General features: G+C 66.3%; 17 protein-coding genes. 9 read left to right on the forward strand and 8 right to left on the reverse strand.

Translation table 11 applies throughout. The features are described from left to right. Positions 1 to 655: 655 nt before the first annotated feature. A complete protein-coding gene (locus VFQ05_18025) occupies positions 656 to 2248 on the reverse strand; it encodes a T9SS type A sorting domain-containing protein (GenBank protein HET9328667.1) in 1593 nt (530 codons plus the stop codon). Positions 2249 to 2578: 330 nt separating this feature from the next. Between VFQ05_18025 and VFQ05_18030 the strand changes: the two genes are divergently transcribed. Genes VFQ05_18030 through VFQ05_18060 form a run of 7 tightly spaced genes read left to right on the forward strand, consistent with a single transcriptional unit; the run spans position 2579 to position 10604 of the window. Further along, the gene (locus VFQ05_18030; GenBank protein HET9328668.1) at positions 2579 to 3940 is read left to right on the forward strand and encodes a hypothetical protein; all 1362 of its coding nucleotides are present in this window, start codon (positions 2579 to 2581) and stop codon (positions 3938 to 3940) included. 10 nt (positions 3941 to 3950) lie between these two features. Beyond that, positions 3951 to 5204, forward strand: coding sequence for an ROK family transcriptional regulator (locus VFQ05_18035; protein ID HET9328669.1), 1254 nt, complete (start codon positions 3951 to 3953; stop codon positions 5202 to 5204). A 7-nt stretch (positions 5205 to 5211) separates the two neighbouring features. After that, positions 5212 to 6066, forward strand: coding sequence for a glycoside hydrolase family 16 protein (locus VFQ05_18040; GenBank protein HET9328670.1), 855 nt, complete (start codon positions 5212 to 5214; stop codon positions 6064 to 6066). Continuing rightward, on the forward strand, positions 6063 to 7730 hold the full coding sequence (locus VFQ05_18045) for an ABC transporter substrate-binding protein (protein ID HET9328671.1): 1668 nt from the start codon (positions 6063 to 6065) through the stop codon (positions 7728 to 7730). Before VFQ05_18040 ends, VFQ05_18045 begins: the two co-directional genes overlap by 4 nt. Before the next feature lie 3 nt (positions 7731 to 7733). Next, positions 7734 to 8717 carry an ABC transporter permease gene (locus tag VFQ05_18050; GenBank protein ID HET9328672.1) on the forward strand — a complete coding sequence of 328 codons (984 nt, stop codon included), beginning with the start codon at positions 7734 to 7736 and terminating at the stop codon, positions 8715 to 8717. Beyond that, positions 8681 to 9652 carry an ABC transporter permease gene (locus VFQ05_18055; GenBank protein ID HET9328673.1) on the forward strand — a complete coding sequence of 324 codons (972 nt, stop codon included), beginning with the start codon at positions 8681 to 8683 and terminating at the stop codon, positions 9650 to 9652. The genes VFQ05_18050 and VFQ05_18055 overlap by 37 nt, the downstream gene beginning before the upstream one ends. Beyond that, complete coding sequence (locus VFQ05_18060; GenBank protein ID HET9328674.1) at positions 9645 to 10604, forward strand: ABC transporter ATP-binding protein; 960 nt, start codon at positions 9645 to 9647, stop codon at positions 10602 to 10604. The genes VFQ05_18055 and VFQ05_18060 overlap by 8 nt, the downstream gene beginning before the upstream one ends. A 19-nt stretch (positions 10605 to 10623) precedes the next feature. Here the strand turns inward: VFQ05_18060 and VFQ05_18065 are convergent, their stop codons facing one another. Genes VFQ05_18065 through VFQ05_18085 form a run of 5 tightly spaced genes read right to left on the reverse strand, consistent with a single transcriptional unit; the run spans position 10624 to position 20877 of the window. Next, positions 10624 to 13770 carry a glycoside hydrolase family 2 TIM barrel-domain containing protein gene (locus VFQ05_18065; GenBank protein ID HET9328675.1) on the reverse strand — a complete coding sequence of 1049 codons (3147 nt, stop codon included), beginning with the start codon at positions 13768 to 13770 and terminating at the stop codon, positions 10624 to 10626. Continuing rightward, complete coding sequence (locus VFQ05_18070) at positions 13767 to 14669, reverse strand: ATP-binding cassette domain-containing protein (GenBank protein HET9328676.1); 903 nt, start codon at positions 14667 to 14669, stop codon at positions 13767 to 13769. The genes VFQ05_18065 and VFQ05_18070 overlap by 4 nt, the downstream gene beginning before the upstream one ends. Positions 14670 to 14721: 52 nt before the next feature. Next, positions 14722 to 18219 carry a hypothetical protein gene (locus VFQ05_18075; GenBank protein ID HET9328677.1) on the reverse strand — a complete coding sequence of 1166 codons (3498 nt, stop codon included), beginning with the start codon at positions 18217 to 18219 and terminating at the stop codon, positions 14722 to 14724. Next, positions 18209 to 19264, reverse strand: a complete 1056-nt coding sequence (locus VFQ05_18080) for a glycosyl hydrolase family 17 protein (protein HET9328678.1) — start codon at positions 19262 to 19264, stop codon at positions 18209 to 18211. The genes VFQ05_18075 and VFQ05_18080 overlap by 11 nt, the downstream gene beginning before the upstream one ends. 17 nt (positions 19265 to 19281) lie before the next feature. Then, positions 19282 to 20877, reverse strand: coding sequence for a FlgD immunoglobulin-like domain containing protein (locus VFQ05_18085; GenBank protein ID HET9328679.1), 1596 nt, complete (start codon positions 20875 to 20877; stop codon positions 19282 to 19284). 267 nt (positions 20878 to 21144) lie between these two features. Between VFQ05_18085 and VFQ05_18090 the strand changes: the two genes are divergently transcribed. Beyond that, on the forward strand, positions 21145 to 22137 hold the full coding sequence (locus VFQ05_18090; protein ID HET9328680.1) for a FlgD immunoglobulin-like domain containing protein: 993 nt from the start codon (positions 21145 to 21147) through the stop codon (positions 22135 to 22137). Positions 22138 to 22192: 55 nt separating this feature from the next. Here VFQ05_18090 and VFQ05_18095 read toward each other — a convergent pair whose 3' ends face one another. Next, positions 22193 to 24055, reverse strand: coding sequence for a hybrid sensor histidine kinase/response regulator (locus VFQ05_18095; protein HET9328681.1), 1863 nt, complete (start codon positions 24053 to 24055; stop codon positions 22193 to 22195). Positions 24056 to 24341: 286 nt separating this feature from the next. Between VFQ05_18095 and VFQ05_18100 the strand changes: the two genes are divergently transcribed. After that, positions 24342 to 26039, forward strand: a complete 1698-nt coding sequence (locus VFQ05_18100; GenBank protein HET9328682.1) for a serine hydrolase — start codon at positions 24342 to 24344, stop codon at positions 26037 to 26039. 3 nt (positions 26040 to 26042) lie between these two features. Here the strand turns inward: VFQ05_18100 and VFQ05_18105 are convergent. Beyond that, positions 26043 to 26381: oxidoreductase (locus VFQ05_18105; protein HET9328683.1), on the reverse strand; the 339-nt coding region annotated here is incomplete at its 5' end.

The following is a 26381-nucleotide window of genomic DNA, read 5'->3' on the forward strand; positions in this document are numbered from 1 at the left end:
CACGGGCGCGATACACCTCGCCCATGCCGCCGTGACCGAGCGGAGCGGAGATCTCGTAGGGTCCGAGCCGAGCGCCGGCGGCCAGAGGCATGCCGGGAACCTACCTCAGTCGTGGGCGGCGGTTCGAGCGGAACGCCGGCGCGGTAGCATGCTGGGGGACACAACTCGGCACGCATCCATACCGGAGGATCCATGGGACTTGCAGCTGCAGTGGGCGCGGCTTCCAATCATCCTGCGTGCGGTGATCGTCGGATCTTTCGTGATGAGCATGGCCACCGTCCCTGCGGCAGTCTCTTGAGAGTCAACTTCGCGCTCGCGCCTTCGGTTCCCGTGGTCGGTCCCGCTGGTTGCCATCTATCTGTGGCTCTATTGGCGCTACTTGCGGGGGGAAGGGTGGCCTCAGTCCACAGCTGAGTCTCGGCGAACCAATCTTCGTGCTCACTCCCTGCCCGGTCGCGTCTGGCGATGGTCGCTTCTGGCGGGCGGCCTCGGGTGGGCGAGTGTTCTGGTACTTCGAATCATCATCGATTCCATCTTCGGGCTGCCGCGGGAGTCGCTGTCCAGCTGTACGACCTCGTGGCCATCCGGTACCCGGCGCTACGGCCACCCCGGGAGGTGGCCGTAGGAAACCGAAGCTGCAGTCAGGACCTGTCGGTCACGGGACGAGAGCCGCCCGCGCAGCCAGGGTGTGGCCCCCCTGCGTCAGACGGATCACGTAGACACCGGCGGGCAGGCGCGAGCCGCCGAGCTCGATCACGTGCCAGCCCGCACCCAGCCCGTCCACGCGCCGCTCCGCAACCTGACGGCCAGTCACGTCGAACAGCGACAAAGTCGCGGCCGAGTTGTTCCGGAGGCTGAAGCTCACGCGCAGCACATCCTTCGCTGGGTTGGGAAAGACGCCACGCAGCGCGAACGCGACCGACCCGCCATTTCCCACGCCCACCGTCCCGGTGATCCGGAATGCCTCGCTCTCGCCCAGCACGCCAGCCATCAGGGCGCCCTCGGCGTCCGCAGACTCGACCAGAACGATCGCGACCTTCGCGGCGTCGGTTGCTTCCGCCGGCACCGTCCACTCGTAGCTGCCGGTGTTCGGCAGACCGTCGGCCGCCAACGTCCAGTGGCTCCCGCCGTCGCTCGAGTAGTAGAGGGCGACGGACTCGGCGGTCACGCCGCTCGGAACCTCCCACATGACCTGCGTTACACCGCCCGAGCTCAGCACGCTGCCGGCGGTGGGCGCCGTGATGGCGGCCTGGCGAACGCGCACGTCGTCAGTGCCCGCGAAGGAGCGGCCGCCGATCGTGCCCGTGATCTCGACCGGGACCTGGTCCCCCTCGGTCAAGACGAGCTGCACCGCCAGCCGGTCGAACTTCACCATCAGGTCCGGAATCCCGTCGAAGTCGTAGTCACCCAGCTCGCTCGGGGCCGACGGATCGACGGGCACCAAGCCATTGAGGAGAACGGACGACACGTCGATGTCGCTCGCCATGTAGGGAGCGGGCGGCTCGACGTACCCGGTCACCCACACCCCCCTGGACGTGAGGTTGAGCGTCCCGGGAGCGAAGTCGAACTCGACTGGCACCGGGGGCATGGCAAACGACAGATTGTCGTAGAACACTCCGGAGCCCACGTAGTTCGACGCCGTATTGGCGAAGCCGAACTGCAAGATCTGACCGACCAGGCTGGGCCCGATCGAGATCGCGATCGAATTGGTGCTCCAGGTCGTGGGCAGGTTCGTCGTGTCGAACGTGATGAAGTTCGTCATCGCGTAGCCGTTGTTGGGGTCGAGCGTCTTGATGAACGCCAGCGCGGTCGATGGCGGCATCAGATTCCCCAGCTTGGCGTCGAACCGGAACACCCACGTATTGCCGACGTCCGGGGCGCCGATCGTCTGCTGCTGGAAGACGTTTGCTTCGATCTGGAACCCTGCCGCGTGATGCCCGTTGTTGTAGTCGTTATAGACGACGAGTTGCTGGACGCCTTGGTCGGTGCTCCCCTGGCCGATGTCGATCCCGGAAAAGCCGGGCCCCCCGTTGGGCGCGGGGAACGGACCGTAGCCGTAGTAGTACGTCGAGTGATCCGGGCTGAACACATTCGCGAACACGAGCCAGCCGTTGCCGGCGAGGGCTCCCGGATCCGACTGCACCAGGCCTTCGAAAGTTTGCGCGTAGGGGGACAGATCGGCGCGTCCTACGGCCGGTGCGAGGAGCAGGACGGCCGCCGTCAGGACTTGGATGGTGGGGAGTCTCATGAGATCACCCTCCGATGGAGTGCATGGTGAAACGAAAATCAACTGGCCCAGCAGCGCCAGGTTCGGGTTCCCGGCCGACCACTCACTCTTGCAACGAGATCCTAGACTATGTTCGGTTACCGCACAAAGTAAAAACAAGCTCCCGGCGATTCTGGACCGCCAGGACTGGCTGGCACAGGCATTGACTTTCGAGACTTTCCGGCGCACTGTTTGTTCGATAGTCAAACAAAGCGGGCCCGGCGCCCGAACGAAGTGGTCCCGGGGGGAGGCGCCCCTGTGGGCCAGGGGTGGCTCAACCATGTTTCCATGGACCATGGGTTCGGAGGCTCGATGTCTTCTGTCGCTGGACGACTAGCCGCCCTTTCGGCCCTCCTCATGATGGTGAACGCCTGCTCCAAGCACGAAGGCATCCTGGCCCCTTCCATCAAGGATCCCGTGGTGTTCGACGACGAATTCGGCGAGGGCGTCGACTACCGGGCGTTCGCCGGGTCCAAGTTCGACGCGGTGGACCAGGACACCAGCGCCGCCAACCGGTACGACGGCACGGCCTCCCTCAAGGTGACGGTGCCTCCCGCCGGCACCCCCAACCAGTGGGGGGCGGGCGGTACCTTCGCGACCACCCGCAAGCGCGACCTCTCGGTCTTCAATGCGCTGAGCTTCTGGGCCAAGGCGGACCACCCGATCACGCTGGACAAGGCGGGATTGGGCATCGACGCCACATGGGGCACCACCTACGAGGCGTGGACACTGAATCTGCCGATCGGAGTGACTTGGGCGAAGTATGTCGTTCCGATTCCGTTCCCGGAGCGTCTGACCGACGAAGGCGGCCTGTTCTACTTCGCCGAGGGGCCCGAGAACGGCCTCGGCAGCACGATCTGGTTGGATGACGTGATGTTCGAGTACCTGGACACGGTCACCAACCCGCGACCCCAGATTCCGACCGAGACAAGGACCCCATACGTGGGGGTGCCCTTCGAGGTGACCGGTACGCAGGTGACCTTCGCCGTGAGCGGGGTCGACCGGGTGGTTGGATGTGGCCCAGCCTATTTCACGTTCCTCTCCGACAACGAGGCGGTCGCCAAGGGCGGCGAAGGCGTGGTCAGCATCGTGGGATCTGGGGACGCCATCATCACCGCGAAGCGTGGGACCTTGGTCGCGAACGGGGCGATCACGGTGCACGCCAAGGCCGCGCCGCTCTCGGCCCCTCCTCGCCCCACGTTGCCGGTCGCCAACGTGATTTCGCTGCTCACGATGGTCTATCCCAACGTGACGGTGGACCAGTGGTCCACGAGCTGGGATTTTGCCGAGGTCTCCGACGTCACGATCGGCGGCGACAACATGAAGCTGTACACGATCACGTCCTATGCGGCGGCCGACTTCTCCGGCCACCTGATCGACGCCTCGGCGATGACCGCTTTCCATATGGACGTGTGGGTGCCGAGTGGCAACGTCTTCAAGGTGAAGTTGGTCGACTTCGGCGCCAACGGCCTTTTCGGTGGCGGTGATGACAGCGAACACGAGCTGATGTTCACCGCGGGCAGCACGCCGGCGCTCCAGCCTGGGCAATGGACCCATCTCGAGCTGCCTCTGTCCTCGTTCATCGGACTCGTGAACCGCGCGCACCTCGCACAGCTGATCCTCTCCGGGGACGTGGGCACTGCCTTCGTCGATAACATCTACTTCCACAAGTGAGGATGAGCGGATGACGAGTTACCAGATCGCGTCGCGTCGCCGGCCGCGCCGAAAGGGCGCCAAGGCACATCCGGCCAGGCCGCGACCTCTGGCGGACGCGGTGCTCAACCTGATCTGGCAGGAGCGTCACATTTCGCGCGCCGAGATCGCGCGCCGGACCGCGCTTTCGCGCTCGACGGTATCGGAGATCGTGGACGCGCTGCTGACGACCGGGATGGTGGTCGATGCGGGCCCGGGTGAGTCGCTCGGTGGACGGCGGCCGATCATGCTGCATTTCCGAGACGACGCGTGCTGCATCCTCGGCGTCGAGATGAGCGGCTCCCATGTGGCGGTGGTGCTCACCGACCTGCGGGGTCGGGTGCTGGACTGGGAACTCCGCGACCACCCGGTGCGCTCCGACCCCGCAGGGACGCGGGCGCTGATCACGGAGCTGTGCGCGACCGCGCTGCGGGCGCGCAAGGGCGGCGCCCGTAGACTCGTCGGGATCGGGGTCGGGGTGCCGAGTCCGGTGGACCCGCGGAATCCGTTCGCACTCTCCGAAGTGGTGCTTCCGGAGTGGCGCGGGACGAGTGGGATCGAGAAGCTGCGCGAGCGTTTCGGCGTCCCGGTGATGGTGGACAACGACGCCAATCTGGGCGCATTGGCTGAGCAATGGTGGGGGGCGGGCCGCGGGATCTCGGAATTCGCCTATGTGAAGGTGGGCACCGGAGTGGGCTCGGGGCATGTGATACACGGCGAGCTGTATCGCGGCGCCACCGGCTTCGCCGGTGAGATCGGCCATCTGTCACTGGACCCGGATGGCGAGATGTGCGTGTGCGGGCTCAGGGGATGTCTCGTGCTGTTGGTAGGCTCGCAGGCCCTGGTCAGGCGTGCGAAGGAACTCCGCGAGGCAGAGGCAACAGGAATGCTGGTTGGAGAGATCACGATGACGACGCTCGAGGCCGCTGCCTTGGCGGGCGACCCGCTGGCGATGCGTGTCACGCGAGAGGCGGCCGAGCACTTGGGCGTCGCAGTCGCCGGAATGCTCAACTTGATGAATCCCTCCGTGGTGATCGTCGGTGGCGGTATCACGACACTCGGGGACCGGTTCTTGGATCCGCTGCGCGAGACGGTGCGCATGCGGACTCGCGTGAGCGGCGGCGTGGGCCCGTCGATCGTGATGAGCGGGCTCGGGCCACGCTCGGTGGCGGTGGGCGCGGCGACTCTGGTGCTCAAGGAAGCGCTGGCCAACCCGCGGATGTTCCCGGCGCCGGGGGCACATTAGGGACGCCATGGGACGGCTTCCCGCGCTCGCGACCTTGTGCTTCGCCGCGCTGGCGCTTTCAGGATGCGGCGACAGCCCCGTGGGGGTCCCGCCCACCGGCGCCCCGAATGGCGGTGGAGTGGGTGGAGGCACCGTGGGCGACTTGATCTGGTCCGACGAATTCGACGGCCCGGGGGGCACGCCACCCGATTCCACCCGATGGACGCACGACATCGGAACCGATTGGGGCAATTCCCAGCTCGAGTACGATACGGCCCGCCCGATCAACGTCTCGCACGATGGGCAGGGACATCTGGCGATCACGGCGCACCGCGAGGAATACAACGGCTCTTCCTTCACCTCGGGCCGCATCACCACGCGCGGCCGCTACGGACAGACCCGGGGACGGTTCGAGGCACGCATACGGATGCCCGTTGGACGCGGCCTGTGGCCGGCCTTCTGGCTGCTGGGCTCCGACGTGGCATCCGTGGGATGGCCGGCCTGTGGCGAGATCGACATCATGGAGTACCGGGGCCAGCAGCCCGCCGTGGTTCATGGATCGCTGCACGGGCCGGGGTACTCGGGTGGCCAGGCACTCACGCGCGCGTTCACCCTTCCGAGCGGAGGGTTCAACGATGGCTTCCACGTGTTCGCGGTGCAGTGGGAGACAAATCAGATCTCCTACGAAGTCGATGGGGTGAGGTATCAGACTCTCAAACCAGCCGACCTCCCGCGGGGCGCGCGCTGGGTGTTCGATCACCCCTTCAACATCATGCTCAATCTCGCGGTGGGTGGGACTTTTGTCGGCAATCCGGATGCGAGCACCTCGTTTCCGCAGACGCTGCTCGTAGACTACGTCCGGGTGTACAAGGTCGAGCCTTGACGCTCCGGCCGGCGGCCCGTCGGCTTGTGCCTGCGGTCGCGCTGGCCTCATGGCTGGCGGCCTGTGCCGGCGACGTCCGGCCGCTCCCTCCTGGCGTGCTGGTGGTGTCCCAGGAGCAGACGTCTTCCTGGGTGCGCAACTTCAACCCTCTCACCCCCGCCGCCGCAGCGCGCTGGCCGACGCTGGCCGGCGTGTATGAGCCGCTGTTCGTGTTCAACAGTGTGAGGTCGGCGCAAGTGCCGTGGCTGGCCACCGCATTCCAGTGGCGCGATGGCGGCCGCGTTCTGCGGATCACGACACGCGTAGGCGTTCGCTGGTCCGACGGGGCACGGTTCTCGGCCCGCGACGTGGCGTTCACCTTCGACCTGCTTCGGCGCTTCCGCGCCCTGGACCGGCGTGGCGTGTGGGGCTTTCTCGAGGATGTCCGGCTCGTGGACGGACACACGGTGGACTTTCACTTTCAGCGCGTCTTCATCCCCGGCTTCGACGAGCTCGCCGCACAGCTGATCGTGCCCGAGCACGTATGGAAGAGCGTGGCCGACCCGGTGACATTCGCCAACCCGCGCCCGGTCGCGACCGGACCCTTCACCGAGGTGACCACCTTCCGCGACCAGGTCTACGAACTGGGTCGGAACCCACATTACTGGCAACCGGGCCGTCCCGCTCTCAGGGCGTTGCGATTCCCGGCCTACCCGTCGAACGACCGGGCCAACCTGGCATTGGTTTTCGACGAGGTGGAATGGGCTGGCAACTTCATACCCGCCATCGACCGCGTGTTCGTGAAGCGAAACCCGGCGCACCATGCCTACTGGTTCCCGCTCACGGCGGGCGTCGTGTACCTCTACCTGAACACGCAGCGCGCCCCCTTCGACGACGTCCGCGTGCGCAAGGCGCTGAGCATGGCCATCGACCGGCCGCTGATCGTGGACGTGGCCGCATTCCGCTACACCCACCCCGCGGACGCCACGGGCATGAGCGAGTCCTACGCTGCGTGGCGCGACTCGGCTGCCGCCACGGGTGGTGACTGGGTGAAATTCGATGTGCCGCGCGCCAACGCCTTGCTCGATTCGGCCGGGTTTCCGCGTGGCCACGACGGCCTGCGCCGCCTGACCGGAGGGCGGTCGTGGCGATACGAGTTGTTGTGTGTCTCGGGCTGGTCGGATTGGGTTCGCGCGTCGCAGATCATTGCCCGCAATCTCCGCGCGGTCGGGATCCAGGCGGCGGTGCGTACCTACGACTTCGGGGCCTGGTTCCAGAAGGTGCAGGAGGGCGACTTCGACATGAGCTTGGGCTGGTCCATCGAGGGTCCCCTCCCCTACCACCTGTACCGCTGGTTGATGTCGTCCACCACCGTCAAACCGCTCGGCCAAGCCGCGCCCGGGAACTGGCATCGCTACTCCAGCCCGGCCGCCGACCGCGCCTTGGCGCGCTTCGAGCGCGCCGCCGATCCGGCCGAACAGCTCCGCCTGTCGGGCGAGCTCCAGCGCATCTTCGTCGCGGAGGCGCCCGCGATCCCGCTCTATCCGAACCCGTCGTGGGCCGAGTTCAACACCGCCCGCGTCACGGGTTTTCCGACTGCCGCGGATCCCTATGCGGACCCGTCGCCCAACAAGATGGAGCGCGGCGAGATCCTGCTCGTGCTCACGACGCTGCGCCCGAGGTAACGGATGCGCTACCTGCTGAAGCGTCTGGGCTTCTACGCGCTGGCAGCATGGACGGCGGTGACGGTGAACTTCATCCTGCCACGTCTGATGCCGGGTGATCCGGCGACGACGCTGTTCGCGCGCTTCAAAGGCAAGCTCTCACCCGAGTCCATCGACGCGCTGCGGGCCGCGTTCGGACTCACCGAGGCCCCGCTCTGGAGCCAGTACCTCACGTATCTCTCGCACCTGCTCCGCGGCGAGCTGGGGATCTCGCTCGCCTACTTCCCCTCGCCGGTTTCCGAGCTGATCGGCACCGCCCTGGGTTGGACGTTGCTCGTGGCGGGAAGCGCGGTGCTGGTGAGCTACGGGGTCGGCACTCTCCTGGGTATTGCGGCGGCGTGGTGGCGACGCGGCGTCCTGGACACCTGGCTGCCTTCGGGCCTGGTGTTCCTGGGATCGTTCCCCTACTTCTGGCTCGCCATGGCAGCGCTTTACGTATTGGGCTTCGGCTTGCGCTGGTTCCCGCTCGGCCACGCGTACTCGGACGATGCGATCCCGGGTTGGACCGCGGCCTTCGCTCTCGATGTGCTGCGCCACGCAGCCCTCCCGATCGCCACCGTGGCGCTGGCCGCCGTCGGCGGCTGGCTGCTGTCCATGCGCAACACGATGATCACGGTGCTGGGCTCCGATTTCGTGAGCCTCGCCCATGCCAAGGGCCTGCATCCAGCGCGCGTGGTGTTGCGCTACGCGGCGCGCAACGCGCTGCTGCCGAGCGTGACGGGCCTCGGCATGGCGCTCGGCTTCGTGCTCGGCGGCACCCTCCTCACCGAGATCGTGTTCAGCTATCCAGGCCAGGGCTACCTGCTGGTGCAGGCGGTGCGCAATCAGGACTATCCGCTCATGCAGGGCATCTTCCTCGTCATCACGCTGGCGGTGCTGGGCGCGAACTGGATCGTGGACCTCGCGATCCTGTGGCTCGACCCACGCGCCCGGGATTCGACGTCGTGACCGGCGCGCAGGTCCCGGCCGGCGGGTTGGCCTTTTGGGCGCGGGCGATCCGGCGCGACCGAAAAGGCCTGGCCGGCGCCTGTCTGCTGGCGATATTCGTGCTGGTCGCGGTGGCTGGGCCGTGGTTCGTTGGCGATCCATCGGCGCCCGTGGGAATCCCGCTTCAGCCACCGTCCTGGGCGCACCCGCTCGGCACCAGCGGCCAGGGACAGGACATGCTGGCGCAGCTCGTCGTAGGGACGCGCGTCTCTCTGTTGCTTGGGTTCGCGGTGGGGCTCGCGGTGGTGCTGCTGGGCGCCCTGGTCGGCGTGCCCGCCGGCTACTTCGGCGGCGTCGTGGACGGTGTGCTCTCGGTGGCGACGAACGTGTTCCTGGTGTTGCCGGGGCTGCCGCTGGCGATCGTCATCGCGGCTTATCTTCCGGCCGGCGCCACCGCATTGGCGGTCGTGCTCATCGTCACGGGCTGGGCATGGAACGCTCGCGTGGTGCGCTCGCAGACGCTCGCACTGAGACGGCGCGACTTCGTCGCCGCGGCCGTGGTGGCGGGCCAATCCAACCTGAACATCCTCCGGGTGGAGATCCTGCCCAACATGCTGTCCATCCTGGTGGCTCAAGTGGTCGGCAGCACGGTGTACGCCATCGGCGCCCAGGTCGGACTGGAGTTCCTCGGGCTCGGGGATGTGTCGCGCGTGTCCTGGGGCACCATCCTCTACTGGGCCCAGAACGACTCCGCCCTGCTGACCGGCGCGTGGTGGACGTTCGTGCCTGCCGGGCTTTGCGTGGCGCTGGTGGGATTCGCGCTCACCCTGCTCAACTCGGGCTTCGACGAGATCACCAACCCGCGCCTGGGCGTCGAACGCGTCTGGCGGGCGTACCTGGCACGTCGCGGGCGCCCGGCCGGACACTCGACTCCCGTGGTGAGGGACGATGCCTGATCCTCTGCTCTCGATCCGCGACCTGTGCGTCGATTACATCACCGAGCGCGGGCCGGTGCGCGCGGTGGATTCGCTGTCCCTTGACGTGGCGTCAGGCGAGGTGCTGGGGATTGCCGGCGAGTCCGGTTGCGGCAAATCATCGCTCGCCCATGCGCTGTTGCGAACGCTCCCGCCTCCGGGGGTGATCTCGCGCGGCGCGGTCCGCTTCGAGGGCCGGGACTTGCTGGCGATGTCGGAGATGGAGCTGCGGCGCATCCGCTGGCGACGCATGGCGATGGTGTTCCAGGGTGCGATGGACGCGCTGAACCCCGTGATACCGGTGGGGGAGCAAATCGAGGACGTCATTCGCACTCACACCGGCGCCCGACGCAAGGCCACGCGACAGCAAGCCGGAAGATTGCTCGAATCGGTGGGGATCGCCGCCGATCGGCTCGGCGCCTATTCGCATCAGCTCTCGGGCGGCATGCGGCAACGCGTCAACATCGCGATGGCGCTGGCGCTCGAACCGGCGCTGCTGATCCTGGACGAACCCACAACGGCGCTCGACGTGATCCTGGAGCGTGAGATCCTGCGGCAGATCCGTGGGCTCCAGGCCCGGCTCGGCTTCGCGGTGCTGTTCATCAGCCACGACTTGGCGCGAATGCTGGAGTTCTCGGACCGCGTCGCGGTGTTCTACGCGGCACGGATGGTGGAATTGGGCCCAGCGGCCATGGTGGCCGGTGCGCCCGCCCATCCGTACACGCAGGGCCTGCTGCGCGCCTTCCCACGTCTTCGAAGCGGTCCCGCCCAGCCTACGAGCATCCCCGGCGTGCCTCCTAGCCTGATGAATCCGCCGGCAGGCTGCCGGTTTCACCCACGCTGCGCGCTAGCGGTGCCGGCGTGTCGAGAGCGGCCGCCCGAGTTCCGCGAGGTGACCCCGGGCCACTTCGCCGCCTGTCCCCTGGGGACGTAGGCGATGGGCCCCCAGCGCCTCACATCGCGAACGTGAGATACGACCGGACCTCCCACTCCTGGCCCTTGGCACTGCTCCCGGGATCGGGAAAATAACGCGGCGAGTTGACGTCCAGGGTGCGGTAGATGGCCCTCAGCCCGAGGCTGGTCTGCGGATTCGTGTACCACCACTTCGGTATCCCCAGCGTGTACGCCAAGTCGCCGGTGAGCTGAAGCGGGAAGGTGCCGTTGAAGTCGCGGTGGTAGTCGTATGGCCCCCAGTCGTTGACATGCACGCCGCCGCTGACGACCCAGGACTCCATCGCCAGCCGTGCATCGGCGCCGAAGCGGTGGACGAGGCGAGGGTCGTCACCGTTGGGCTCGCCGTCGCCGATGAACGCGGTTCCCACGAGGCGCCGCCGCGAGCCCAGGCTCGACACCACGCGTGCGCGCAGCTCCCACAGGTCGCGGGGTGGCGTCGCGCCCGGGAACGCTCCCACCTGCAGCACGCCTCCGATATCGAAGATGGCGTTGGCCGCGTCCATCGTGGTCGGCATGTGCCGATAGGTGAAATCGAGGCTGGCCGCGAACCGGGCGTCCTCGCGCGTGTCGTTGTCCCATGCCCACATCCACGTGGCGGGTGTGGGGTCGTAGCTCAGCATCAGCTCGGCGCCCACCATCTCGCGGTTGGTGCGCACCGCAAACGGGTCGTCGAGCGCATTGCGCGGGATCGCCGGCGAAGGAGATCCCGCTGGGATGGGACCCATGATGGGCTTCTGCCACAGGACATTGGGTCCGACCTGAAACGTGCCGAGGTTGTACAGCAGCCCGCTCATTACGTTGGTCTGGTTGCCGGTGCCGCAGTCCTTGAGCGTCCAGTTCGTGAAGGTGATGACCGCGGTGGGCCCCCCGTCGGCGACCAACCCCATTCGCGCTGCAAGCGCGTACCAGAACATCCGACCGCTCTGATAGGTGAGCTTGGCCTTGGCGCCAAAGGCGTCGCTCTCGAAGATCTCGTCCAGGTAGGCCAGGCTGTCTGCCTTGATGAAGTAGAAGGGCTGCCCAACCTTGTTGGCCCCAGACCAGATGCCGCCGACCGTGAGCGCCAGGGGCCCGCGCGTCTTCTCGAGCACCAACGTGCCCTTGTGCGTGCGCGGGGTCGGGATGAACGCCGAGCTGGTGATGTTGGTTTGTGACGAAATGTCCTGTTGGTAGATGGCCGTCGCAGTCACGCCGCGCACGGCCCGGCGGTAGCTGGCCATGACCGCCGGGTTCGCGCCCCACCACAGCTGCTGGCCGTAGGCGAACTTCCAGCCGGCCAGGCCGCGCTTGCCGGTCATCTCGAAGCCGAAGGGCGCCTCGCCGTTGTAGATGTCGATGTTCTGGCCGTAGTTGGCCTCACGGTAGAGGCCGAAGAAGTCGCCCTCATAGCCCCAGTGGTAGTGCCCGGTGCGGTAGAACCCCCCGAGCTGGAACGACGGGGCTTCCCAGGACACCGACGCGCGGTAGACCTTCACCCGTTCGATGCCCTCGATCGGCTGCGACTCGTTGTCGACCCAGAAGCTGCGGGTGCGACCGCGATTCTCGTAGAAGATCTCGTTGATCGGATTGGCTGCGACATGGCCGAGAATGTTGACGGAGAGCGCACCGGTGACGTTGCCGGTTGGATGGGCCTCGAAGTCGGTGTAGAAGGACTGCATCCGGTCGTAGCCCAGGAACGACGGCAGATCGGTCTGCGGCTGGGACGCGGGCGGAGTCGTAATGCGCCGGCCGCCTGTGCTGATGGTCTGCAACTCCATCCGAACACCGCTCACCCGCGCCTTGCCGGCAATGTCGGCGGTCTCCTGCGCCTTGTCGCCGCGCGCCTGCTGTACGGCCGACGTGGCGTCGATGCCCGCGAAGTGAGCGTCGATGGCGCGGAGGTCGGTGCCGGGCGCGTAGGCATCGAGCGCCCAGCAACGCTGCAGGGCATAGTACGCGGCCCGCGGATACAACTCGAAGAGGCCACGGTCGTCAGGCCGGCCCTTGGCGCAGATCCCCCACCATTCCTCGTTCATGTTGTTGTCGCCCGCGACGAAGTCCTCCACGTAACCGCCGTCCGGCCACGAAGCGTGGGTGTCGTGTACGTCGAGGCGGCTGTCCTGACCGTACTTCCACCAGCCATCGCTCCACTGGAACACGAAGCCGCCAATTGCGTTTCCAACCCGGCCCTTGCCGGCACTCTGCTCGTAGATCTCGCGCCACTGCCCGATCAGGTACCGCGCCTGCATCGCTTGGTCTTCCCGGCCCTCGCGTGCATTGAAGGCGTCACATCCGAACTCGGAGAAGAGCACCGGCTTGCCGGTCGCATCCCAGACCTTCTGGTACAGGTCGCCCACGGAAACGCCGCGATACACGTTGGTGCCCAGGATGTCGATGCTCTTGCACTCCCGCGCGATCAGGTCCAGGTACTGAATGTCTCCGTTGGCAATGCCGACCGGGTGGGTGGAGTCCACGGCGTGGATGGCCACCGTGATCTCCTCGAACAGCGAGTACAAGTGACGGGCCCTCGCCGCCTCCCGCTCGCCTTTGGGGAGAGCCTCGATCTCGAAAGAACTCCAGGAAAGGCCGTAGTTGTTCTCGTTGCCCAGCAGCCAGATCAGCACGCCGGGGGTGCCGCGGTAGCGCTCGACCTCACGCAGGACGTCCGCCTTGAGGGCGGCCCGCATCGCCGGATCGGAGTAATTCACCGAGGGATGCCACACGCCATCCAGGGTGAAGCCATAGCGCCCCATCGGGTGGTTGAGCATCACGTAGATGCCGTACCGCTCGTGGATGTACTTCACCCACCGGGGCGGGATGCCTGTATAGAGCCGGATCGCATTGGCGTGCATGCTCCGCAGCAGCGACATCTCGCGCTCGAGCGCCGTCACGATGACCTGTTCTGGCTGGGCCCACAGGTCGAACATGTAATTGTCCCCGATCGGGATGTAATCCCAGTTCATGCCACGAATCATGAAGTCGCGTCCCCCCACCCGCAGACGAGAGCCATCCGCGTCGGTCAAGACCCGCACCGACTCGGCCGGTGCCGTGTCCGCGGCGCGCGCACGGTCCACCGATGACGCAGCGGCCAGCGCAACCAGCCCCAGTACCAGGAGTGGCGTCGAACCGAGGGGATCGGTGAAGCGGCCGCTCCCGGTGGACGTCATCGGGCAGCGGCTCCAGGCGGCTCGGCAATCGCTGCCAGCAACGCCCTCGTGTATTCGTGGCGCGGGGAACCCACCACCTGCTCCGCGCTTCCTTCCTCCACGACCGCTCCATGTCGCAACACGACGATTCGGTCGGCGAGGAAACGCGCCGAGGCCAGGTCGTGCGTGATGAGGAGGATCGCGAGACCGGAATCCCTCTTGAGTCGGAGCAGCAGCTTGAGGATGTCCATGCGGATCGAGACGTCGAGCATCGAGGTTGGCTCGTCGGCCACCAGCAAATCGGGCTCCGCAGCGAGCGCACGTGCGATCGCCACGCGCTGTCTCTGGCCTCCCGACAGTTCGTAGGGATGGCGCTGCAGGAACTCCTCGGCGGGCTCGAGTCCGACCCGGCGCAGGAGCTCGAGCGCGCGCACGCGCAGATCGGCTGCGCTGGCCTTCGCGCCGGTGTCGGGTCGCAGGCGTCTCAGGCAAGCCAGGGGACGGATGAGGTGATGAGCGACATCGTGCACCGGATTGAGCGACCCGAACGGATCTTGGAACACCATCTGAACGCGGCGGCGATACGCGCGAGTCGCCCCTCCCCGCTCACGACGAAGCACATCCTCGCCGTCCAGTAGGATTCCACCGCCGTCGGGGCTGTCGAGCCGCAGGATCAGCCGCGCCAGCGTGCTTTTCCCGCTGCCGGACTCGCCCACCACCGCCACGACTTCTTGGCGATCGATTCTCAGGTTGAAATCCGCTATCGCTACGATGCGATGGGCCTTGGCAAACACTCCCCTGGAAACAAATGCCTTACGAACTCCTCGCACCTCGAGCAGGGGCGGTCTCGAATTCATCTCGGCGATCGCCATCGAGCTTCCTCGGTTTGGCGGCGGCGACTTTGTTCGGTGCGCGAACATAGTGGAGTCGCATGGGGATTGGTGTCAAGCCAGGCGCGAGGGCAAGCGGCGCCTATCCGCTCCAGAGAACTCCCTCGGGCACACCCACATCGATCCGCGCCAAGTCTCCCTCCCGCCTGAAGAGCGCCCGGCTGAGGGGAGCGTCGAGACGGTCCCCGTCTCGGGTCGTAGTGGCCCCGTCGCGCCGGGTGACTTGGATCCACAACTCGGTACCGGTCAGCCGGTAAACGACGGGGACCTGGCAGACGCTGAAGGCAAGCGCCCCGGCCGGCAGATCCACCGTCACAGGGTTCCCTGCCACGTCATAGCTCCTGAGGATCGAGTGCTCGAAGAGAAATTCATCCCGCCGGAGCAGCACCGGCCGGAAGGCCACGGCGCCATCTGCCACCTGGACACCCAACTCACCGAACCGGGTTAGGATCATCTCCTTCACCATCCCGGTCATTCCAGGCTGCTGCGCCCCCGCATGGCGGGGCGTGTGGGAGTACGGATCGGTGGGAAACGCACCGTACTCGAGGACAGTCTTTTCGAACCCGAGTCCGCCGCGGATCCGGAAGTACGCACGTCCCAGCGCCTCGACGACTGCAGGTTGTTCTCGGTCGCGGATGGCCCGCAGCAAGTGCTCCTGAACGGCCAGCAAGAGCTTCGCGACCATGTGCCAGTAGATGCAACCCAGGCCCTCGTATCCGTACATGGCGCCCGAGCGGCCCGTGAAAGAGTGGTGGTGGAAGACCTCCTCGAAGAGATCCCGGACAGCCTTCCGATCGGCGCGCACGAAAGCTGACCATCGCTCCTGTCCGGACAGCCGGTCCATCGCAGACTCGAGGTCTCGCGCGTTCCTGAAGTCCGGGTGAAAGTGGCAAACGCCGAAGGCGTCTTCCTCCAGCAGCGAGCGTTCTCCGGTTTTCAGCAGTTCCCGCAGCAGCGGTACCGCGATCGCGCGTTCGCGCAGGACCTTGTTCCTTTCCAGAAACGACGGGAGCTCCCGCTCCGGGTAGAGCAGGAAGCTCCGCTGATCGTCCCGAAACAGCCGGCTCTCGAAGAGCCTGACGAGGAGCTCCACGGCCTCGGCCGCGTTCATCAGGCCGGAGCTCAGCGCCGCCACCTGACCCTCGAGCATCTCGCTGAGCGGCCGCGAACGTGCCTCCTCCTGGTCGGGACCAAGCTCGAGGATCCGGTATGCGTGGTAGAGATCGTCGTCTCGCCGGTTGGCGCGGACGGCGTGATCCACATGCTCGAGCGCAAGGCGTAGGAAACCGGCCACCTCGGAGAACACGACTTCTCGCTTCCCGGAGAAGCCATGCGAGTACACCTGGGAGCGGTAGTCCGCGAATGCCGCACCCAAAGCATCGAGCATCCTCTTTCGGTCCCGATCGGCCTCGATCCCTCCATCGCAAGGCGGTCGATGCACGTCCAGGATGGAACGAACCACCCCCAGCCACGCCACCACTTCCAGCGAAACACGTGCCGTGGCGGCCCCGCGGGACCCGATGAGCCGCTCGAGAAACTCGAGGTGCCGCCGCAGGTAGCAGAGCGTCACCACGGAGACTCCGTACCCGGCCAGTGCGTTGTTCGCGTCGTTCCACTCGGGCCGCTGGGTGTTCATCCAGATCCCGCCGTCTGCAACGAAGTTTGAGAGCTTGGCGAGCAACGGGACCAGCAGCTTCTCGAGCAGGCTGACGTGGTAAACCGCTCCATCCGGGCCTGGAACGAGGCGGCCGTCGATTCCAACGTCTCGCTCGCGAGCCGCCACCCGCGCGGCCTGCCCGGCGTCGTATTCGACGGTGGATCGTGGGTCGGCGAGGATCTCCCGGTAAGACTTGAGCCGATAGGGGACGTCCGCGTAGCTGAAGATCTCGCGCTCGAGCAACCGCTCGAGCGCATCCGGGGCGTACCGGGTCAGCGCTTCCAGCAGCTTGAGCAGGTAGATGATCTGATGGTCGCCCCAATACCCGATGTGGCTCCACGGGTCGTGAGGGTCGGCGACCTCCCAGTCCACACCGTCCCGCGAGATTCGGTAGGGATTGAAGCCGTCCACGGTGGACGCGTTGACGAACTTGGCGATGAAACCTGGAAGGAACTCCGGGAAGCTATGAGCCAACGCCTCCCAGTTCTGAAAGATGTCTCGCCAGTTGCCCTCGTATCGGAGCGCGCGGCTCCCGTCGGGGTTGCGGACGTGAATCGAAAACCGGTTCCATGGCCGGCTCGGGTCCCCGTGACGGCGTCCGAAGTACAAGGGCAGGTACTCGTATGCGAGCCGCTCGAGATCCGCGTCACCCGACTGCGCGGCCACGGTGAGGAGATCCCCCACCGTGAGTTCCCCCGGCAGGCTCCGGAGCAGAGTGTCATGGCGCGCCGAGACGTTCCGGTTCCAGGAGTCGAGGAACCGCTTCAGGTCGGCGGCGGGGATCTCGCTGTTTCCCGTGAACACCCCTCCACGCATGGTGTTGAACAAGACGTTGGCGAAGTGGTTCGTCGCGGCCTCTCGGCGCCCAGTGAGCTGGATGCCATCCGCGCTGGCGACGATACGGGTGAGATTCTCGCTGGCTTGCACGAGGCTGCGCTCGATCTCCACCTCCCCGTGAGAGTGATCGAGGAGGCGCGCCCGAAGCGCCTGGATCTCGACATGGCTCCGGCCGACGTCGGCGACGAGGTGCCAGCTCGTCCGCGCTCCGGGGGCGAGCTGGATGGTCGAGACGGCAAAGTAGTTGCCGCGCCGGCCCGTCGACGTCCGGTCCGTCGAAACCGGCTCCCCACGGCGGAACGCCTCCACTGCGTCGATCCCTAGAGAGACCTCGAGCGGGTGGAGTCCCTGGCACCAGACGATATTCGCCCTCAGGCACTCGGCGGCCTCCGGGCGATCCACGACGCGTGAGGTGAGCGAGTACGTCCCGAGCCCTGTGGCGGGATCGAGATCCGTGCGCTTGTAGGCGTCGATCAGGCTGCTGGAGTGCTGGTGGAGCGTCAGCGGCGCGCCGTACGGCAGCACGTTGCGAAAGCCGTCCAAGAGATGAACCGAAACCCGCCGAGCGCCCCGATTCTCCAAGGTGGCGGTCCGAACCAGGCCGAGCTCGTCGCTGCCCGACCAGCGGTAGCTGAAGACGAGGCCAAGACTGCGATGGACTTCCTCGAACACCAGGCGGTTTCCGACCACGTTCTTGTATAGGTTGCGCTCCGCCTCGCCACTCTCGTTCCAGCGTGCGAGCGGCTCCCAGAAGACCGGTGAGTCGTCTCCGCGCTGCACCTCCATCACGGTGATGGGGCCCGTGTGCAGGTGCCCGTCGTTGAGCCTGTCGGCCGACTCGTACGGGAACAGGCTTCCGTCGGGATCCCTCCGCCCGCACGTCAAGCCCCCGCGTGAAGTGATGAACATCCACAGATCGGAGTCGCTTGCCAGGGTCATCAGAAAGGTGGGGACCCGGTCCACGCCGGCGATCCGGTAGTAGGGCTCCCCATCCAGCATCGTGAATTCCCCAGCCGGCTCTTTCCTGCAGGCGAAATCCGGCGTCGCCTCCGCACTCTCCCGTCCGAGCAGCGCGTCAACGTCCATCCGTCATCGCCTTCTTGGGGCTGCGGTCGGCCCGGAACAGGCCCCAGTGCTTCTCGACCTCGTCCGGGTGTGGCCCACCTTTCCAGTTCTCGTCGAAGGCCTCGAAGAAGAACCCCACCACGCGCTCCTTTCGCGCCCATGCGGTGAAGGAGTCGTGGAATCTCTTCTGCTCGCCCTCTCCCAGGCGGCCTTTCATGAGCTTGGCCTGGTCGCCCTCGTTGTGCCTCCGGGTCGCCCAGCCGGTTTCGCCGATCACGACCGCCCGATCCGGGTGAGCGGTCCGCACCTCGTCGAACGTCCTACGAGTCCACTCCAGCGCCTTGTCGAGCTGCTGCCCGTTCCAGAGCGGATGGAGATGGGTGACGATGAAGTCGGTTTCGCCAGCCACGCTTCGACTCCCGGGGCTTTTCCAGAAGGCGAAGTCGTCGGCGGTGGTAACCGGCAAGCGCGCGCGGGTCCTCAGCTCTCGCAGGCAGGCGATCAGCTGCTCCGGCGGAACGCGATGGTCCGACCACGACACCTGAGTCTCGTTGCCGGCGCTCAGCGCGACGACGATCTCGGGGTAGGTGGCGGCCAGGCGCACGGCGGCCTCGATCTCTCCTCGATTCGCTGCCTCCGTCGCGGGAGACTCGGGTGCGATCCAGACCCCGAGCATCACCTTCATGGAGAGCCTGTCGTCTCGAATGATTTGCAGGATCGAGTCCGCGGGACCCACCGCGCCGTACAGGCGCAGCAGGCTCCAGTGCCTCGACATCAGACGGAGGTCCTGGCGTAACTCGGCTTGGGTGGGCGCCGGTCCGCCGGGCCTCTGCCCATCCCGATGGGGACCGTACGCGATCGCCTGGCCGATCCAGCGCTCACCAATGAACGGGTGGAAGGTCCGCTTCACGAACGGCTCCTCGCGGGCCCACGGCACCGCAGCCCTTCCGCTCGAATCACCAGCGCTTGACACGGGCGCCTCCCCGCGGGCTGCCGTGCTGGTCACCAGGATCGCGAGGACGGCGGTGATCGTCATCCGACGCACGACGTGTGCTCGCTCGGTCACGGCCCTGATCCACGAGCTCACTTCAAGAGAACCAGCCGCCGTGTCTCGACGGCGCCGCCCGACCGCAAGCGAGCGATGAAGACGCCCGGGGAGACCGGCGTGCCGAATTCGTCTCGCGCGTCCCACACCGCTTCGTGAATTCCGGCCGGCGTGAGGGCGTTCACCAGCGTCCGCACCCGACGCCCCGCCACGTCGTGGATCGTGATCTCCACGCGCCCAGCGGCCGGCAGCGCGTACTGGATCGTGGTGCGCTCGTGGAAGGGGCTAGGTCGTGAACGGAACAGCGTCGCAGCCCGACCGGCCGCGGGGAGATCGGGCAATACCCCCACCACCTCGTGGGGAACGAAACGGAACTCCTCGATCACGACTTCCTGGTTGGTCGACGGAGCAGCATTGAACTGCCACATGTTCATGTGCGCGCGAGGCTGCTCCGCGCGCGGAATATGGACTCCGCTGTAGGTCCACGAGTGGATGAGGCTCGCGGGGGATTCATCGAGCGGCCCGCCACGCCAGCTCCTGAACTCGATGCGATCGTGGAGCCAGCGGAATGCGTGACTGGTCCGCTCTCCGTCGGCAAACGTGGCGTCGAATCGACTTGCGTTCCCCGGGTAATTGTATGGCTGGGTAACGAACTGGCCCACGTCGCTCCCCGCGGTGCCCCAGCGGCTGAACTCGACATCGCACTCGTTGTAGGGATTCCACCATGCGTTCCCCGGGTCGTAGCAGGGACCGTACTGCCATAGGAAGAAGCCCAGCACGACGGCGGGATCGAGCAGGTCGAGACGGCCCACGGTGGTGAAGATGTAGTCGCCGTAACCCAGGGGGTCGACCAGCGCCACTTCAGTGCTGTACCAGGTACCGGCGATCCTCTTGATCGTCAGGTGCAGACGGTCGTCGGTGTCCAGCCAGACACAGCTCGACCCATCACAGAACTGACTTGGCCCGGGTCCGTAGTAGCCAGGTCCCTTCACGCGCCACGTCCTGCCGCTGAAGTCCAGCGTGCGGCCGCCCGGGAAGTCGAGCCACTGTCGCTCCTCCAGGGTCGGCGGGCCCAAGTGGTCGAAGGTTGCCTGGTCGTAGAAGACGTCGGCCACCGGATCCGTCGGACCCTGGAGAACGCCGAGCAGGAAGTGGGTCGCCACGGCCCCTGCGGGAGCAGATTGGCTCATGGCCGACACTTCGATCACCTGGCCCGGGGGCGTGGCTGCATCGGCCACGGTGTGCGATTCGTAGCTGATCAGGTCGCCGCTGGCGTTGCGCCACTCGATGTTCAAGATCGCGCGCGACTGGCCGGCCAGGGGTCTGGAGGGCGAGTGCCACACCCGCGCCGAAGCGGCCCATCGCTGTCCCGGAGCGGTGTCGAGGCGCTGCCAGTAGGCGGATACCGCCCAGTTGCCGATGTTGGGACTCGTGACTCGCGCCGCGGCGTGCCCATGCGTCGCGGTCGACGAAGAACCGACCGTACCGAACTGGTTCCAGCCGCCAAATGTGGACCCTGCGGACCCAGGCACCTCGAAGCTGGGGTTGGCCAGCATGCACTGACCCAGGACTTGGCCGGCTTGGACCAGCTCCCACACCACCACGGCCAAGACAACGAAGATCCTGGCGACCATCGATGCCGGCTCCGCGCTCGAGGCTCTGGGCCACCCACCCGAAGCGGTTGCCGCGACTGGCGGCTCCTCCCGCCGACGAGCCTTGTCCAGGTTTCCGGGTCGGCCCTCGAAAAAGAACTTTGTTCGGACGCCGAACATACTCTACCATCCGCTCGTACCTGTCAACGGGAAGCCGGGACCAGACAGATCCTGGCGAGGCACCAATGTCCTGGGCGCCTCGCGACCCAATCGGCGTCACGTATGCGGACTGCGAAGGAGGTCACTGAAATGGCACACCGAGCCTTGACCGTGTTGCTCGCGGTGCTCGCGCTGATCGTCAATGCCAGCAGCCACGCCGCCCTCGCGCCCTATTCGCAGAACTTCGAGTCCCTCGTCCTGACGTCTCCGACCGCCCTCTCGGCCGACGCTTGGTGGGTTTACGGGAACGTGTTCGATCCGACGGGGATGACATGGCTCTACGGCTACGGCCCGTACCCGGCCCCCAACGACGGGGCCGAGCCGCTCGACGGCTACGCATTTTGTGGAATCGTGGCCGGCCAAGGCGGCACCGCGCAGGGGAACCAGCAGTTGAGCGTCTACAGCGACTACAACAATGTCGGCGCCCACACCGCAGGTCAGAGGGTGGAATCGAATGTCTTCCACGAGCAGACCATCGTCGCGGGCGATGTCGGAAAACGGTGGCTCTTCGCGTTCGATGCCAAGCCCGGCAATCTCACCGGGAGCAGCACGGCGCTTGCGTTCATCAAGACCCTCAGCCCCCCCACCTATGCGCTGACCAACTTCAAGCAGGTCAACATGACCTCCATCGCCGCCACGTGGAGCACCTATTGGCTCGCGATCACGATCGACCCCAGCCTGGCCGGTCAGATCCTGCAGTTCGGGTTTCTGAACAACGCGACGAGCAGCCAAGGCTCCTCCATCTACTACGACAACGTGTCGTGGGCGGAGAACTACGTCACGGGTGTGGACGGCTCGGCGCAGAAGGGGCCTGATCAGCTCATGGCCGCGCCCAACCCGTTCAGCACCTTCACTCGGGTGACGTATTCGATCGCGCGCCGCGGCGCAGTCGATCTCGGCGTCTACGACATCAGCGGTCGCAGGGTCGCTGTGTTGTTCCGGGGAGAGGCGGCACCCGGCTCGCACGTGGCCACCTGGAATGGCCGCACCTCAGACGGTCGACTCGCGCCAACCGGGGTCTATCGGTGCGTGCTGCAGACCGCGGAGGGCCGCCACACGCGGAGCGTGGTGATCAGCCGTTGACCGGACACCGGCCGGCCGGCGGTGTCGGGTTTCGACGACCTGAGTTGGGACGAAGCTAGCCGTTCAGCGTCGCCTTGAGCGACTCGAGCGTGACGGGCTTCGTCAACAGGCAGTCGAATCCTGCCGCCTTGGCGTTCTTGTGGTCGTCGGCGGCGGAGTAGCCCGAGGCGGCGAGAAGGCGAACCGACTGCAGCATGGGCTCGGCACGGCACGCGCGAGCGACCGCATAGCCGTCCATGCCCTCGGGCAAGCCCAGGTCGCACAGGATGACGTCCGGGACCAAACGAAGTGCTTCCTTGAGCGCCGACGGTCCATCATGAGCGACGCTCACGACGAACCCGTCCATTCGCAGCATTTCGGCCAGACCGTCCGCGACGTCTTCGTTGTCCTCGACGAGGAGCAGCTTCGGGCGCATGGAAGTGACGACCAAGGGCGTGCTGAAGTCGCCCGAGACCGTCACGACCTGCTGGCTGAGAGGCATCCGAAACTCGAATCGCGCTCCTCGCCCCAGTCCATCGCTGGTCGCCGAGATCGATCCCCCCTGAAGCTGGGCCAAACGGCTGGCAATCGCCAGTCCCAGGCCCAGCCCGCCTTGCATTCGGTCCCGTCCCTGCTCGTGCTGCGTGAAGGGTTCGAAGAGCTTGTCCGCGAAGTCGGCGTCGAACCCGACCCCTGTGTCCTCAATGGTCACGACCGCGAGGCCTCGATCGATCGCAAGCTCGATGGCGATCGAGCCTCCTGAAGGCGTGTACTTGATGGCGTTCGCGAGCAGGTTGTCGACGATCTGGCGAAGGCGAACGCGGTCCCCCAGCACGAAGCATGGCCGTTCCGCGATCCGCGTCTGGAGGCGGAGACCGGCTTCTCGAATGCGCATGTCCTGCTCGTCGAAAGCCTCCTGGACCAGATTTCTCAGATCCACGGGCTCCATCGTCACGGACACCTTGCCAAACGCTACGCGCGACGCATCGAGGAGGTCGTCCAGCATGCGTGCCATCGCCGTGGCTTGCCGGTCCAACCGCTCCTGCAGGCGCGTGAACTGAGCGTCGTCGAGGCCGAGGAGCCGCATCGCATCCGCGACCGTTCGAATCGCCGCCAGCGGGTTGCGCAGCTCGTGCGCGAGCACGGCGATGAACTGGTCCTTCTGGCGGTCTTTCTCCTCGAGCGCCCGCTTCGCCTTCTCGAGATCGCGTCGCTCGTGCAGGCCACGGAGCTCCGCCAACTCCGAGAACATCCGCTGGCCCATCTCGCACCGCTCGGCCTCGTCGTCTTCGAGCAGCAGGCGACCGAGCTCCGCGTGGCCGCGCATCAGGAGGAGCATGTCCTCCTCCGACTCGATCTCCGGATGCAGCATGGTCCAGTAGTGCGCGGTGCGGATGAAAGCGAGGCAACCACTGAAGAACTCGAATTGCCGCGCGCCGAAGGCATGCAGGATTGCGCGGCTCGCTCGCTCGCTGCGAGCAGGCTCGACGAACATCAGCGCCGCGCAAGCAAAGACTCGATCCTCCATCGCCGTGCCCGATTCGGGCCAGGCGGCCAGAGCCGCAGGAAGACCTTCGAGCGCCGCATACACGCCGTCCATGTCGCGATGCCAGGGCGTCGGCATCTTCAACAGACGAACGACCTCATCGGTCGTTTGCAGACGCACGCTGCGATCGCCCGAGGAGTGGCCATGGCCCAGGAGGAAGCCCACGTGCCGCACGATGCAGTAGCGCATGGGGCAGAAGCGGGACAGCCAGACGAAGAGTCGCTCCTTGAAGAGCGAGGGCATCGGGTTGTCGAGATACCCGGCCTTGGCGAACCCCCACAACTCCTGGATGAGCTCCGGCGCCGCCTTGGCCGACTGGAAGAAGTTGGGCAGGATTCCGAAGCGGCTGACGACCTCGGACTCGAATGGGCTCAGCTCGGTGGCCTGCTCCATGGACGCCTCGTGGAACTTGGGTTCAGCAGGTGGGGCATCGATCTTGGGCCAGGAAAGAGGTCCTGACAAGCGCCCTTCGAAAATTGAGCGACTTAACTTTCTGCTCTCCCTGGGAGAGTAGTCCTTACAACCAATTCGAGGCCGGATGCGTCCAAGAGAGGAATCCGGAGGAACCGCCATGATGCTGCGCATTCTCTTGCCTCTCGTCACGGCCGCTCTCTTATCAAACGCTCCAAACTCCTCCCTCGCCCAAACTTCTCCTGAGGCCAGGCCCGATGCCCGCGAGATGGCAGGACTCTGGGAGGCGAAGCTCCGCTTCGGGCCCGACCTCCGCGGCCCTCTTCTCATCGAGCGCCTCCCCTCACCACCGACTGCATCAGGCGCCGGGGGCGCGGCCGCGTCCGGCGGCTGGCGCGCCGAGGTCGCGGGGCGTGAGGCCGAGGTCCAGAGCGCAGGCGACACCCTCTCCTTCGAGCTTCCCGATGGTCGCGGCGGATTCCGCGGGCGCTTCGTGGCGAAGCGACAGAGCATCGTCGGGCACTTCCAGCACGAGAACCGCTACGCCTCGCCCCTGACGCTCACCCGCATGGGCAAGGCCGAGCAGTGGCGCGGCGAGGTCGAACCCAAGGACGAGGAGATGACGATGTACCTCAGGGTCGAGCCGCGTGCCGACGGCAGGATGCGCGCCTTCATCAAGAACCCTGAGCGAAATGCCGGATACTTCATGCGGGTCTCCACCCTCGAGCGCAGTGGCAAGACGGTCCGTCTCCTCGGAGAGCCGCGCAACGGAAAGCCGGCGGAGGTCCTCAGCGAAGGCGTTTACGCCGACGGGGTGCTCTCCCTGCCGCTGCGGGGCGGCACCTACGACTTGAGGCGCGTGGCTCCCGGCGCCGCGTCGGACTTCTATCCGCGATCCCGTCCTGGCGTCGGCGCCTCGTATCGCTACGAATCGCCACCCGCGCTCGACGACGGCTGGGCCGTCGCGACGCCCGAGGAGGTCGGGCTGTCGCGCGACGCGCTCGAGCGGCTGGTGCGCTGGATCGTCGACATGCCGATCGACAGCGTGAGCGTTCCGGACATCCACGCCGTCCTGATCGCGCGGCACGGAAAACTGGTGCTCGAGGAGTACTTCCACGGCGAGAACCGCGACAAGCCGCACGACACGCGCTCCGCCTCGAAGAGCGCCGCCTCCGTCCTGTTCGGCGCCATGGTGCAGGCTGGCGTTCCGCTCACTCCGCAATCGCGTGTCTACGAGGTGCTGAACGGCGGCGCCTTGCCTGCCGAGCTCGATCGGCGGAAGGCGAAGATCACCGCGGAGCATCTGCTCACCATGAGCTCCGGTCTCGATGCGAATGACAGCGACGACAACTCAGTCGGCCATGAAGACCGCATCCAGGAGAGCGGGGAGCGGAACTGGTGGAAGATCACCTATGACCTGAAGATGGTTCGCGAGCCGGGTGAGAAGGCGGTGTACGCCAGCATGCAGCCCAATCTCCTCGGCGCCGTGATGCGCGAGGCGGCGGGACGCCGCCTCACCGAGGCGTTCCACGAGCTCGTCGCCGAGCCGCTCCAGATCCGGCGCTACTGGCTCAACCTCCAGCCTCTCGGCGATCCCTACATGGGTGGCGGCATGCGCTTCCTGCCGCGCGACTTCATGAAGCTCGGTCAGCTGATTCTCGGCGGTGGAACCTGGAACGGCCGCCGGGTCGTGAGCGCGGAATGGGCGAAGAAGTCGATCACGCCGCTCCAGCAGATGGGGAGCAACAAGTACGGCTATCTCTGGTGGATACGTGAGTATCCATATCAGGGGCGGACCATTCAGGCGTTCTACGCCGGTGGCAACGGCGGCCAGGTCGTGATGGGCATTCCCGAACTCGATCTCCTCGTCGCCACCTACGGTGGGAACTACGTGGATCCCGTCATGTTCCAGATCCAGCGCAAGCTGGTGCCGGAATACGTCATCCCGGCCGTTGCCGCGAGGTAGGGTTCACTGGGCCACGGCGAAGATGCGTTTGACGTTCTCCTCGGAGAAGAACTCGGCGGGTGAAACGACCCCGGAGAACACCCGGGCGAATCCGTCCATCGCTTCGGGATTGGAGGACACGGCATGCAGCAGTTGCTGCATATCGGGCGGCATCGGCTCCATGGACGCGAACTGGCAGGTGAACTCGTAGATCCCGCCTTTCAGTGCCCGATCGTCGCGTCGGGTCTGCGTTTCCTTCATCGCCTCATCGAATGACCGCGCTCCAGTGAAGGATTGGTCGAGTGCCTGGGCGCACCGCTCTGCCTGGTGGAACGCGTCGCTGATGCCTTGCGCGGTGATGAA

It is taken from the genome of Candidatus Eisenbacteria bacterium (assembly GCA_035712145.1).
Taxonomy (GTDB): Bacteria; Eisenbacteria; RBG-16-71-46; order RBG-16-71-46; family RBG-16-71-46; genus DASTBI01.

Coding starts and splice junctions, on each gene's coding strand:
- VFQ05_18025 (HET9328667.1), bottom strand. CDS start 2,248: ATGAGACTCCCCACCATCCAAGTCCTGACGGCGGCCGTCCTGCTCCTC.
- VFQ05_18030 (HET9328668.1), top strand. CDS start 2,579: ATGTCTTCTGTCGCTGGACGACTAGCCGCCCTTTCGGCCCTCCTCATG.
- VFQ05_18035 (HET9328669.1), top strand. CDS start 3,951: ATGACGAGTTACCAGATCGCGTCGCGTCGCCGGCCGCGCCGAAAGGGC.
- VFQ05_18040 (HET9328670.1), top strand. CDS start 5,212: ATGGGACGGCTTCCCGCGCTCGCGACCTTGTGCTTCGCCGCGCTGGCG.
- VFQ05_18050 (HET9328672.1), top strand. CDS start 7,734: ATGCGCTACCTGCTGAAGCGTCTGGGCTTCTACGCGCTGGCAGCATGG.
- VFQ05_18060 (HET9328674.1), top strand. CDS start 9,645: ATGCCTGATCCTCTGCTCTCGATCCGCGACCTGTGCGTCGATTACATC.
- VFQ05_18065 (HET9328675.1), bottom strand. CDS start 13,770: ATGACGTCCACCGGGAGCGGCCGCTTCACCGATCCCCTCGGTTCGACG.
- VFQ05_18070 (HET9328676.1), bottom strand. CDS start 14,669: ATGTTCGCGCACCGAACAAAGTCGCCGCCGCCAAACCGAGGAAGCTCG.
- VFQ05_18075 (HET9328677.1), bottom strand. CDS start 18,219: ATGGACGTTGACGCGCTGCTCGGACGGGAGAGTGCGGAGGCGACGCCG.
- VFQ05_18085 (HET9328679.1), bottom strand. CDS start 20,877: ATGGTCGCCAGGATCTTCGTTGTCTTGGCCGTGGTGGTGTGGGAGCTG.
- VFQ05_18090 (HET9328680.1), top strand. CDS start 21,145: ATGGCACACCGAGCCTTGACCGTGTTGCTCGCGGTGCTCGCGCTGATC.
- VFQ05_18095 (HET9328681.1), bottom strand. CDS start 24,055: ATGGAGCAGGCCACCGAGCTGAGCCCATTCGAGTCCGAGGTCGTCAGC.
- VFQ05_18100 (HET9328682.1), top strand. CDS start 24,342: ATGGCAGGACTCTGGGAGGCGAAGCTCCGCTTCGGGCCCGACCTCCGC.